At 67.0% G+C, this 12,076-nt stretch carries 10 protein-coding genes; 4 read left to right on the forward strand and 6 right to left on the reverse strand.

Annotation, left to right across the window (positions count from 1 at the left end):
- The first annotated feature begins 80 nt into the window (after nt 1–80).
- The 3 genes from ACK4S9_RS03310 to ACK4S9_RS03320 all read left to right on the forward strand — a co-directional run bounded on the left by ACK4S9_RS03310 (nt 81) and on the right by ACK4S9_RS03320 (nt 4,377).
- Nucleotides 81–1,274 (forward strand): acyl-CoA dehydrogenase, encoded by a 1,194-nt coding sequence (locus ACK4S9_RS03310; RefSeq protein WP_409721391.1) that lies wholly within the window; start codon nt 81–83, stop codon nt 1,272–1,274.
- A gap of 52 nt (nt 1,275–1,326) precedes the next feature.
- Nucleotides 1,327–2,115 (forward strand): DNA polymerase beta superfamily protein, encoded by a 789-nt coding sequence (locus tag ACK4S9_RS03315; RefSeq protein WP_409721394.1) that lies wholly within the window; start codon nt 1,327–1,329, stop codon nt 2,113–2,115.
- Between the two features lie 132 nt (nt 2,116–2,247).
- Complete coding sequence (locus tag ACK4S9_RS03320) at nt 2,248–4,377, forward strand: putative bifunctional diguanylate cyclase/phosphodiesterase (RefSeq protein ID WP_409721397.1); 2,130 nt, start codon at nt 2,248–2,250, stop codon at nt 4,375–4,377.
- On the opposite strand, the gene ACK4S9_RS03325 is transcribed toward ACK4S9_RS03320, so the two are convergent.
- The 6 genes from ACK4S9_RS03325 to ACK4S9_RS03350 form a co-directional block, all read right to left on the reverse strand.
- A complete protein-coding gene (locus tag ACK4S9_RS03325; protein WP_409721400.1) occupies nt 4,349–5,257 on the reverse strand; it encodes a cupin-like domain-containing protein in 909 nt (302 codons plus the stop codon). The two genes, ACK4S9_RS03320 and ACK4S9_RS03325, sit on opposite strands and share 29 nt — an antisense overlap.
- A gap of 73 nt (nt 5,258–5,330) precedes the next feature.
- On the reverse strand, nt 5,331–6,224 hold the full coding sequence (locus ACK4S9_RS03330) for an SMP-30/gluconolactonase/LRE family protein (protein ID WP_409721431.1): 894 nt from the start codon (nt 6,222–6,224) through the stop codon (nt 5,331–5,333).
- Nucleotides 6,225–6,241: 17 nt separating this feature from the next.
- Nucleotides 6,242–7,666: an MFS transporter gene (locus ACK4S9_RS03335; RefSeq protein ID WP_409721402.1), complete on the reverse strand. Its 1,425-nt coding sequence runs from the start codon at nt 7,664–7,666 to the stop codon at nt 6,242–6,244.
- Nucleotides 7,667–7,766: 100 nt separating this feature from the next.
- The gene (locus ACK4S9_RS03340) at nt 7,767–9,347 is read right to left on the reverse strand and encodes an aldehyde dehydrogenase (NADP(+)) (RefSeq protein WP_409721405.1); all 1,581 of its coding nucleotides are present in this window, start codon (nt 9,345–9,347) and stop codon (nt 7,767–7,769) included.
- A gap of 3 nt (nt 9,348–9,350) precedes the next feature.
- The gene (gene kdgD / locus ACK4S9_RS03345; protein ID WP_409721408.1) at nt 9,351–10,268 is read right to left on the reverse strand and encodes a 5-dehydro-4-deoxyglucarate dehydratase; all 918 of its coding nucleotides are present in this window, start codon (nt 10,266–10,268) and stop codon (nt 9,351–9,353) included.
- Between the two features lie 114 nt (nt 10,269–10,382).
- The gene (locus ACK4S9_RS03350; protein ID WP_409721411.1) at nt 10,383–11,111 is read right to left on the reverse strand and encodes a FadR/GntR family transcriptional regulator; all 729 of its coding nucleotides are present in this window, start codon (nt 11,109–11,111) and stop codon (nt 10,383–10,385) included.
- Nucleotides 11,112–11,304: 193 nt separating this feature from the next.
- On the opposite strand from ACK4S9_RS03350, the gene ACK4S9_RS03355 reads away from it, so the two are divergent.
- Nucleotides 11,305–12,021, forward strand: a complete 717-nt coding sequence (locus ACK4S9_RS03355) for a rhamnogalacturonan acetylesterase (protein WP_409721413.1) — start codon at nt 11,305–11,307, stop codon at nt 12,019–12,021.
- Nucleotides 12,022–12,076: the final 55 nt, after the last annotated feature.

Below are 12,076 nucleotides of genomic sequence, written 5' to 3' on the forward strand. Positions count from 1 at the left end.
ATGGTCAGGCTATGGCGCGGCCCAGGGACGGGTGTGCGCTTCGTTTTCGTGAGAAAAAACCCTATCGAGACAGGACTACCATGAGCCATTCCGATTCGCCCCGCAAAGCCGCCTTCCACTGGGACGACCCCCTGCTGCTGAACAGCCAGCTCACCGACGAGGAACGCATGGTGCGCGAGGCCGCGGCGAGCTATTGCCAGGACAAGCTGAAGCCACGCATCCTCGAGGCCTTCCGCCACGAGCGCATGGACGCGGAGATCTTCCGCGAAATGGGCGAACTCGGCCTGCTCGGCCCGACCATCCCGGAACAATACGGCGGCCCGGGCCTCAACTATGTCTCCTACGGCCTGATCGCACGCGAAGTCGAGCGGGTCGATTCCGGCTACCGCTCGATGATGAGCGTGCAGTCCTCGCTGGTGATGGTGCCGATCTACGAATTCGGCAATGAGGAAACCAAACAGAAATACCTGCCGAAGCTGGCTACCGGCGAATGGATCGGCTGCTTCGGCCTGACCGAGCCGAACCACGGCTCCGACCCGGCCTCGATGGTCACCCGCGCCCGCAAGGTCGAGGGCGGCTATAGCTTGAGCGGCTCCAAGATGTGGATCACCAACTCGCCGGTCGCCGACGTGTTCGTGGTCTGGGCCAAGGACGACGAAGGCGCGATCCGCGGCTTCGTGCTGGAAAAGGGCTGGAAAGGCCTGTCCGCGCCGGCGATCCACGGCAAGTTCGGCCTGCGCGCCTCGGTCACCGGCGAGATCGTCATGGACGAAGTGTTCTGTCCGGAAGAGAACGCCTTCCCCGACGTGCGCGGCCTGAAAGGTCCGTTCACCTGCCTGAACTCGGCCCGCTACGGCATCGCCTGGGGGGCGCTGGGCGCAGCCGAAGACTGCTGGCACACCGCGCGCCAGTACGTGCTGGACCGCAAGCAGTTCGGCAAGCCGCTCGCCGCCAACCAGCTGGTGCAGAAGAAGCTGGCCGACATGCAGACCGAGATCACCCTCGGCCTGCAGGGCTGCCTGCGCCTGGGCCGCATGAAGGACGAAGGCACCGCCGCCGTCGAGATCACCTCGATCATGAAGCGCAACTCCTGCGGCAAGGCATTGGATATTGCCCGCGTTGCACGTGACATGCTCGGCGGCAACGGCATCTCCGACGAGTTCGGCATCGTCCGCCACATGGTCAACCTCGAGGTGGTCAACACCTACGAAGGCACCCACGACATCCACGCGCTGATCCTGGGCCGTGCACAGACCGGCATCGCCGCGTTCTGATTGTCTCTTCGCCCGCACCTGGCATCGGTGCGGGCCCTCTTCGCGGACCTCGATGATCAGCGCAGACAAGCAGGACGAGATACGGCGCCGGCTGCGGCACGCCGAGGCAGAGCACGAGGTCAAGGTGCTTCTTGCGGTGGAGTCCGGCAGCCGCGCCTGGGGCTTCGCCTCTCCCGACAGCGACTACGACGGGCGCTTCATCTATGTGAACCGCCCCGAATGGTATCTATCGGTCGGCCTGGAAGAGCAGCGCGACGTGATCGAGTATCCCATCGTCGACGACATGGACGTCAACGGCTGGGACCTGCGCAAGGCATTGCGGCTGTTCCAGCGTTCCAATCCCGGCTTCGTCGAGTGGATCCAGTCGCCCCTGGTCTATGAATCGACGGGCTCCTTTGCCGCTCGAGCCCGTGCCCTGCTGCCCCAGGTGTATTCGGTCGAACGCGGCGTGCACCACTACCGGAGCATGGCCAAAACCAATTTCCGCGGCTATCTGCAAACCGAGCACGTTCCTTTAAAGAAATACTTCTACGTCCTGCGCCCCTTGCTCGCGGTACGCTGGCTGCTCGCATACCGCTCACCCGCCCCGATCGAATTCGCACGCCTGCTGCCGCTGGCGGAGAGCGAGCCGGGACTAGCCCAAGCCATCGGCGAACTTCTCGTCGCCAAGCGTGCCGCGCCGGAGCTCGGGTTGGCGCCGCAGGTGCCGGCGATTCAGCGCTTTATCGTGTCCGAACTGGCGCGGCTGGAAACGCTGCATATCGCACGCGACGCACGTCCGGATACCGGGCCCTTGTTGTCCGAACTCTTCCGCGAGCTGCTGCGAGAAAGCTGGGGCTGATATCCGCGGCTCTTTGCTGCAACATATTCTTCGCAGTTTCAATCGCGCGACGTCAATACGACACGTTTTTGCGTTACGATAAGAATTAGCTTCGCATAAACGTTTCGACTCCCAGCCACGTCGAGAGATCCGATGAGCGCTCCAGATGGACTGCAATCTCCGGCTGTCGCGGATACGCGCACAGGCAGCGCCCACGTCGGCGATGCCCATGCCTTGTCGCTCGAATTGCTGCTCCAGAATCTGCCTGGTGCGGCTTACCGTTGCCGCAACGACGGCCATTGGACGATGGAGCTCGTCAGCGGCGGTGTCGAACGGCTGACCGGCTATCCTGCCACCGCTTTCCTGGCGCGCCCCGGCGTGAGCTTCGCCAGCCTGATCCATCCGGACGACCGCCCGGCGGTCGAACGCGGGATTGCCCTGGCGCTGCAGCAGCGGCGCGCTTTCCAGCTGACCTACCGCATCCGCTGCGCCGATGGCGAGCTGAAATGGGTGTACGAACAGGGCGCTGCGCCGCCCCAGGGCGGCGGCCGGGTGCTGGAAGGCTTTTTGTTCGACTACACCCAGGTGCGCAATGCCAACCTGCTGGTGCAGGAACAGGCGTCCTACCTGCAGCAGGCACGCGACGCCATCATCGCGATGGACCTGAATTCGCGCATCACCTACTGGAACAATGGCGCCGAACGGCTCTACGGGTGGAGCGCCGAGGAAGCGCGCGGCAAGAAGTTCTCCGATCTGCTGTGCGACAACCTGCCGGCCTACCACGCGGCCTACGAGAACACCCTCGCCAACGGCGAGTGGACCGGCGAACTGTCGCACCTGCGGCGCGACGGCGCCTGCATCGAGACCGACACCCGCTGGACCTTGCTGGCCACCGACCGAGAATCCGGCGCGCCGCAGAAGATCCTGGTGATCAGCACCGACATCAGCGAGCGCAAGCACAACGAAGCGAAGATCTACCGCCTCGCCTTCTTCGACGCGCTGACCGACCTGCCGAACCGGGCCAGCCTGCTCGACCACCTGCGCCGCTCCCTGCTGGGCAGCGCGCGCACGCGCAAGTGTGGCGCCCTGATGTTCTGCGACCTCGACAACTTCAAATACCTGAACGACTCGCAGGGCCACGCCGCCGGCGACATGCTGCTGCAGGCGGTGGCGCGCCGCCTCGAACACTGCGTGCGCGAAGCCGACATGGTGGCGCGCCTGGGCGGCGACGAGTTCGTGATCCTGATCCAGCCGGTGGAAGACACGCGCGAGGGCGCCGCGGCCCAGGCCGAGACGGTGGCCAGCAAGGTGGTGGCCGCGATGGCGGCGCCCTTCCAGCTGGCCGACATGATGTATTCGGTCTCGGTCAGCGTCGGCGTGACCACCCTGTGCGGCACCGTGGACACGGTCGAGTCGACGCTGCGCCAGGCCGACGCCGCGATGTACCAGGCCAAGGCCTGCGGGCGCAACACCTACCGCTTCCACGACCCGGCCGTGCAGGCCGCATGGTCGGCCAGGGCCGAGCTGGAAGGCGCGATGCGGCGCGCGCTGCGCGACAACGAGTTCGTGCTGCACTACCAGCCGCAACTGGACCGCAGCAGCCGCGTGATCGGCGCCGAGGCCCTGCTGCGCTGGCGCCTGCCGGACGGCCGGCTGCTGTATCCGGCCGAGTTCATCCAGGCCGCCGAAGAGAGCGGCCTGATCATCGACATCGGGCGCTGGGTGCTGCGCACCGCCTGCGCCGAACTGGCGCGCTGGCAGCGCTATCCGGACACGGCCGGGCTGACGATGTCGGTCAACGTCAGCGCCGGCCAGTTCATCGAGCCGGACTTCGTGCCGATGCTGCAGCAGGTGTTCGAAGAGACCGGGGTGCAGCCGTCCAGCCTCAAGCTCGAGCTGACCGAAAGCCTGGTGGTGAGCGACTTCACCCACACCGCGCACACCATGGCCACCCTGAAGCAGCGCGGCATCAGCTTCTCGCTCGACGATTTCGGCACCGGCTACTCGTCGCTGGCCTACCTGCGCAAGCTGCCGCTCGACCAGCTCAAGATCGACCAGTCCTTCATGCGCGACGTGCTGACCGACCAGAACGACGCCTCCATCGTGCGCTCGATCATCGCCCTGGGCGAGAGCCTGGGCCTGCAGGTGATCGCGGAAGGCGTGGAGACGCCGGGCCAGCGCCAGTTTTTATCGGACGCCGGCTGCTACATCTACCAGGGCTTCCTTTACCAGCACGCGCTCAGCGCCGAGCTTTTCACCCAGTACGCGCGCACGGTGCATTAGCCCCGAGCGCCAGCGGCACGCCGCGCGCCCAGCGGTTCGACGAGAGCGAGAATTCCAGCGCACGCACCTGGTGGAACCAGCCGGCCGGCACGTACAGCAGCTCACCCGGCGCGACGACGCACGCGACCGTGGCCGCCTGGCGCGCCAGCGGATAGGTGTCGAAGTCCGGCGCCTCCGGATCGACGGGAGAACCGAACAGGACCGGATTGGCTTCGTCGGCATACAGGAACGCGTCGTGATGGGGCGGCGCCAGGAAGATGCGCTTGCGTCCCCAGACCTGGGCGAAGATGTTGTCGTCGAAGTCGCAATGCAGGGGCGTCATCGTGCCCACCGGGCCGAGCCAGAAACGGGGCGGTCCCATCTTGCGAAAGTAAGCCGGCCAATGGCACAGGCGGTTCAGCTCGCGCAGTTCCAGGTTGCCGACATAGGGCGGCGGCTCGCCCGGCCCGTGGATACGCCCCGGTTCGAGGTCGAGGTAGTCGCGCAAGGACATGTCGCGCATCGGGCGGTCGGCACGGAACGGCTGGCGGATGTAGTCGCCGACGCGGGCCCGCACCGGCAGCACGCCGTAGCGTTCGCGCAGTTCGAGCGGGGTAAGGCTGCACAGGGGCCAGCGATCGACCAGGCCGGTCATGATGAAGGGGAGTCCCTGGGCGGCGCGCGCCGCGAAGGCTTTGGCGTCCAGCCGCTTGACGCGCGGCACCTCGGAAAGGACCGGCAGGCCGCGCGCATGGTCCTTGACGGCCTGGCGCATCGCGGCGATCGAGACGACGCCGCGCACCGCGGCGTCACGCTCTTCCTGCGCGCGCTTCCTGGACAGCGCGTCTTCCGGCGTCGCCGCCAGGATCGGCAGCGGCGGCAGCTCCCTTTTGTCCTGCATACGTTTTCAGCACTCCACACGAAACCGTACAGGTTAGCGCGTGGAGGCCAGAATGTCGACAAATGCGGTCGAATCAGCCGCGCTTGGCGCCGAAGGGCGTTTCCGCCACGCCCTGCACGCCAGGGCGCAGCAGCACGACCGAACCGGCCTCGCCGCCCGTGCCCGGGTCGATCGAGGTCACCAGCATGGTATCGAGCCGCGGTCCGCCGAAGGCGCACATCGAGGGCTTGGCCATCGGCAGCGCGATCTCGCGGTCCAGCTTCCCGTCCGGCGTGAAGCGCTGCACCACGCCGCCGTCGTTGGCGCAGGTCCAGTAGCAGCCGTCGACGTCGACCGCGGCGCCGTCCGGGCGGCCGGTCTGTCCGCCCAGGTCGAGAAAGACGCGCTTGTCGTGCGGGATGCCCTGCTCGACGTCGTAGTCGAAGGCCCACACGGTGCGGCGCTGCGGATGCGAATCCGACAGGTACATGGTGCGCCCGTCGGGCGACCAGGCCAGGCCGTTCTGCGTCAGCAGGCCGCTCACCACCGGGCCGTGCAGTCCCGCGTCCGCGCTGTAGCGGTACAGGCCGCCAACGGCGCGCGCCGCGCCCATGTCCATGAACATGGTGCCGCTCCAGAAGCGGCCCTGGCGGTCGCAGCGTCCGTCGTTGAAGCGCATTCCCTCGCCCAGCTCGGAAGATGGCGGCGCGGCCAGGCGCGTGGCCGTGACTTTGCCCCCATCATTGCCGTCCTCGCCGAGCACCAGGCTAAAGATGCCGCTTTCCATGCCGGCCACCAGGCTGCCATCGTCGGCAGCCGCGACGCAGGCCACCATCTCGGGCGCTTCCCAGTGGCGCAGCGTGCCGGCGGCATGATCCAGGCGCCAGATGCGGCGCGCCGGGATGTCGACCCAGTACCACGCCCCTTCGAGTGCGTTCCAGGTCGGGCTTTCGCCGGTGGCGCAGTGCACGCCCTCGAGTCGATGCATCTCCATGCCCGTCCCCATTACAGATCGGTGATCTCGCGGTGCGCCGGCACCAGGGCCTTCATCACCAGCCAGGCAGCCAGGTAGGCCAGCGCGCAGATCGAGAACATGATCAGGTAGCCGGTTTCCAGGTGACCCTGGGCGCCGTAATGGTCGAACAGCCAGCCGCCCAGCTTGGTGAGCAGCACGCCGCCCAGGCCGCCGGCCATGCCGCCGATGCCGACCACCGAGCCGACGCTGTGTTTCGGGAACATGTCCGAGACGGTGGTGAACAGGTTGGCCGACCAGGCCTGGTGCGCCGAGGCGCCGATGCCGATCAGGATCACCGGGATCCAGAAGCCCAGGTAGCCGAGCGGCTGGGCCAGCAGCACCACCAGCGGGAACAGCGCGATGGTGAACATGGCGCGCATGCGGCCCTGGTAGATGCTGTGGCCGCGGTCGATGAACCAGGTCGGCAACCAGCCGCCGCCGATACTGCCCACCATCGTCATGCTGTACAGCACCGCCAGCGGTACGACCATCTCCGGCCCGGTGAGGCCGTACTGCGCCGACATGTACTTCGGCAGCCAGAACAGGAAGAACCACCACACGCCGTCGGTCATGAACTTGCCGAAGGCGAAGGCCCAGGTCTGGCGGTAGGCGAGCAGCTTGAACCACGATGCTTTCGGTTTTTCCGATGCCGCTGCCGGCGAGGCGTCCACCGGTGCGCTGTCGCTGTTGATGTAGGCCAGTTCACCCGGGCTCAGGCGCTTCTGACGGTCCGGCGTGTCGTACAGCCAGAGCCAGATGCCCATCCAGATGAAGCCGATGGCGCCGACCGCGATGAAGGCCATCTGCCAGCCATAGTACTCGGCGATCAGCGGCACCGTCAGCGGCGCCAGGATCGCGCCGACGTTGGCGCCGGAATTGAAGATACCGGTGGCGAAGGAGCGCTCGCGCTTGGGGAAGTACTCGGCCGTGGCCTTGATCGCGGCCGGGAAGTTGCCCGCCTCGCCGATCGCCAGCACCGCGCGGCCCACCATGAAGCCAACGATCGAGACCGGCACCGCGGCCAGGCCGAGGGTGGTGAACACGCTGTTGACGGCATTGCCGATACCGATCGCGTAGGCATGCGCGATGGCGCCGATCGACCATACGACGATGGCGAGGACGAAGGCGCGCTTGGTGCCCATGCGGTCGATCACGCGGCCGGCGAACAGCATCGAGATGGCGTAGACGAACTGGAAGGTTGCCGTGATGTTGGCGTAGTCGGTGTTCGACCAGCCGAACTCCTGGGTGAGCATCGGCGCCAGCAGGCTCAGGACCTGGCGGTCGAGGTAGTTGATGGTGGTGGCGAAGAACAGCAGGGCGCAGATCGTCCAGCGGTACTTGCCTACCGTCGAGGCGAGCTCCGGGGCCGATTGCGTGCCCTGCTTCGTGTTGCGGCTCATGACTTGCTGATTCATGGGATCAGTTCTTTTCAAACGAAACAGCCGGTGTCTCCTCCGGCTGGTGCTTCAATCGGTTCAAAAGGGGGCGCAAAGTCGAACCTTGCGCCCCCTCACATTACTCTGCGACGTTCAAGTCTCCATCCAGCACGCGCGCAAGGCGCAGGGGATTGTCGTCGCGAAGCGCCTCCGGCAGCAAGCCTTCCGGCACGTTCTGGTAGCACACCGGACGCAGGAAACGGTCGACCGCGCTCGCGCCCACCGAGGTGCTGCGGCTGTCGCTGGTGGCCGGGAATGGACCGCCATGGACCATCGCGTGCGACACTTCGACGCCGGTCGGGAAGCCGTTGAACAGCACCCGGCCCGCCTTGCGCTCCAGGACCGGCAGCAGCCTGGCCGCCAGCGCATGGTCGGCCGGCTTGGCGTGCACGGTGGCGGTCAGCTGGCCGTGCAGCTGTTCGGCCGCCTGCAGCATCTGCTCGGCGCTGTCGAAACGCACGATCAGGGCCGCCGGTCCGAAGATCTCGTCCTGCAGTTCCGGGTTGCCGATGAAGGCTGCGGCGTCGACCTCGTACAGCGCGGCTTGCGCGGCGCAGCCGATACCTTCCGTGCCGCCCTGGGCGACCAGGCGCAGGCCCTCGGTGGCGCCGAAGCGCGCGATGCCGCTGTTGTAGGCTTCATGGATGCCGGCGGTCAGCATGGTGCCGGCGCCCTTGCCTGCCAGCGCGATGGTCGCGGCGGCGGTGAACGCATCCAGCGCCGCGCCCTTGACCGCGAACACCAGGCCCGGATTGGTGCAGAACTGGCCGACGCCCAGGGTCAGCGAATCGACGAAGCCGTTCGCCAGCGCGGCGCCACCCTCTTCCAGCGCGCCAGGGAGCAGGAACACCGGGTTCACGCTGCTCATCTCGGCGTAGACCGGGATCGGTTCAGGACGAGCGGCCGCGCTGCGCATCAGCGCGGTGCCGCCGCCGCGCGAGCCGGTGAAGCCGACCGCCTTGATGGCCGGATGGCTGACCAGCTGCTGGCCGATGGTGCGGCCGTCGCCGAAGACCATCGAGAACACGCCTTCCGGCATGCCGCACTCGCTCGCGGCGCGCTGGACGGCGCGGCCGACCAGTTCCGAGGTGCCGAGGTGGGCACCGTGGGCTTTCACGATGACCGGGCAGCCCGCGGCCAGTGCGGACGCGGTGTCGCCGCCCGCGACCGAGAAGGCCAGCGGGAAGTTACTGGCGCCGAAGACCGCGACCGGGCCGAGGCCGATCTTGGCCAGGCGCAGGTCGGGACGCGGCGGGCTGCGTTCCGGCAGCGCGCTGTCGATCGTCGCGCTGATGAAACGGCCGTCGCGCACCACTTTCGCGAACAGGCGCAGCTGGTTCACGGTGCGCATGCGCTCGCCTTCCAGGCGGGCTTGCGGCAGGCCGGTTTCCTGCTGGGCGCGTTCGATGAGGGGCGCGCCGATGGCCAGGATCTGTTCCGCCACCGCTTCCAGGAAGCGGGCGCGCTGCTCCAGCGGCAGCGCGCGGTACGGGTCGAAGGCTTGGGCGGCGAGTGCGCAGGCGCGTTCCACGTCGGCGCCCGTCGCCTGGCCGAAGGCCGGCTCGAACTCGCCGCGGGTGGACGGGTTGTAGGCTTTCACCTCGCCCGCGCTACCGCGGACGAGCTGGCTGCCGATGATCATTTCACCAGTAATCTGCATGGCTTACACCGGGTTCTTTTGTTTCTTGATCAGGGCCAGCAGCATCTCGTCTTCTTCCGCGGTCAGGTCGGTCAGCGGCGGACGCACGGGACCGGCGCCATGGCCGACCAGGCGGGCGCCGGCCTTGACGATGCTGACCGCGTAGCCGGCCTTGCGGTTGCGGATCTCCAGGTACGGCAGGAAGAACTCGTCCAGCAGGCGGTTGGTGGTGGCGGTGTCGCCGGCGGCGGTGGCGTGGTAGAAGTCCATCGCCAGCTGCGGCACGAAGTTGAACACGGCCGACGAGTACACCGGGGTGCCCAGTGCCTTGTAGGCGCCGGCATACACTTCCGCGGTCGGCAGGCCGCCCAGGTAGCTGAAGCGGTCGCCCATCTTGCGGTAGATCGAGACCATCAGTTCGATGTCGCCGATGCCGTCCTTGAAGCCGATCAGGTTCGGGCAGCGGTCGGCCAGCTTGGCCAGCGAGTCCGCGCTCAGGCGGCAGGCGGCGCGGTTGTAGACCACGACGCCGATCTTCACGGAACGGCACACCGCTTCCACGTGGGCGATCAGGCCATCCTGGCTGGCTTCGGTCAGGTAGTGCGGCAGCAGCAGCAGGCCCTGGGCGCCCTGGCGCTCGGCTTCCTGTGCATGGGCGATGGCGGTGCGGGTCGGGCCGCCGCAGCCTGCCAGGATCGCCACGCCGGTGCCGGCGCAGGTGTCGACCGCGGTCTTGACGATCTGGCTGTACTCTTCGCCGTGCAGCGAGAAGTATTCGCCGGTGCCGCCGGCGGCGAACAGCGCGGTCGCGCCATACGGCGCCAGCCACTCGAGACGCGAACGATAGCCCGCCTGGTTGAAGTTGCCTTCGGCGTCGAAGTCGGTGATCGGGAAGGACAGCAGGCCGTGCGACAGGACTTTTTGTAATTCGAGTGCTTGCATTGCAGAGTCTCCAGGACAGTGATGTGAATACGGGGTGAAAAAAGCGACTGCGTTAAGTTGTATGTCATCGTACAACTTAAAACATGAGCCCGCAAGCCCCGGCTGTCTCTTTTTTTATGCGATCATGGATTCGATCCGGCGCTGCGCCTCCACCAGCCGTTCGCGGCTGTTGGAAAGGTGGGTGCGCATGGCCGCGCGTGCGGCCTCCGGATCGCGGCGCTCGATGGCGCGGAAGATGTCGTCGTGTTCGCGGCCGACGCGCTCGTTGAAGTTGGCCGGCTTGTCCTGCTCGAGTTCCACCGTGTTCAGGCGCGCGCGCGGGATGATCGCATTGCCGAGCTGGGTGAGGATGTCTTCGAAGTAGCGGTTGCCGGTCGCCTGCGCGATCAGCAAGTGGAAGCGCTTGTCGGCATCCACCGCCGACCTGCCGGCCGCCATCGCCTCATGCATCTCGGCCAGGGCCGCGCCCAGGTCCCGCACCTGCTCGTCGGTGCGGCGCGCCGCGGCCAGGCCCGCCGTTTCGGTCTCGACGCCGATGCGCAGCTCCAGGATCGACAGCACGTCGCGCAGGGTCAGGATGCTTTCGGCGTCGATGCCCAGGCCGGCGTGCGGACGCTCCAGCACGAAAGTGCCAATGCCGTGGCGGGTCTGCACCAGGCCGGAAGCCTGCAGGTGCGAGATGGCCTCGCGCACCACGGTGCGGCTCACGCCGTGCTGCGCCATCATCGAGGACTCGGTCGGCAGTTTCTCGCCGGGCTTGAGGATGCCCTGACGGATGCTGCTGATGATCTGTTCGACGACGCCCTGTGCGAGGTTGCGGGGCTTGCGCTGGATGGGGACCATGGAGTGAATAAGGATGGGATGAGGGATAAGACAATTATATATCAAGAGATGTTGTATGACGTCTTATGACAAGACGTCTTAAATGCCCAGTATTTCCTAGAGGACAGCACCCGTGCGCCAAACTCCTGGCCTGACCGCTTGATAAATTGGTCAGGCCAAAATAGAATCTGGCGAACCTTTAGGAGTCTGACCCATGTTACGTCCTGTCCGTTCCCTCGCCTGCATTCTCCCCCTGCTGTTCGCCACCTGCGCCAACGCTGCCGCCCTGCCCGACCGCGTGATCCTGGTTGGCGACTCCACCATGGCCAGCAGCACCGGCTACGGCGACGCCCTGTGCGCGCGCTTCACGCCGGAGACGGCATGCCACAACCTGGCGCGCGGCGGCCGCAGCTCCGGGAGCTTCCGGGCCGAGAAGCGCTGGGACGAGGTCCTGGAACTGCTGCGCAAGGGCGAGGGCTTCCGCAAGACCTATGTGCTGATCCAGTTCGGCCATAACGACCAGCCGGGTAAACCAGGGCGCTCCACCGACTACGTCACCGAGTTCCCCGCCAACATGCAGCGCTACGTGGAAGAAGCGCGCGCGCTCGGCGGCGAACCGGTGCTGGTGACGCCCCTGACGCGCCGCAGCTTCAAGAACGGCTACGTGCACAACGACCTGGCGCCCTGGGCCGCCACCGTGCGCGCGATCGCGCGCGCCACGCACACGCCGCTGGTCGACCTGAACGCGCTGTCGCTGGCGGCCGTGCAGGAGATGGGACCGCAGGAGGCGGACAAGCTGGCCCGTAGCGGCGCCAACTTCGACCATACCCACCTCGGCCCGCTCGGCGCGGAACGCTTTTCCGGCATCATGGCCAAGGAGCTGGCGCGCAAGCTGCCGGCCCTGTCCGCATCCATGCGGGGCGCACGGTGAGGGCGCCGTTCGCCCTGCTGGCGCTGGCCGCGGCCGGCGCCGCGGCAGCGCCGCG

It is taken from the genome of Massilia sp. (assembly GCF_046293535.1).
Taxonomy (GTDB): domain Bacteria; phylum Pseudomonadota; class Gammaproteobacteria; order Burkholderiales; family Burkholderiaceae_D; genus Telluria.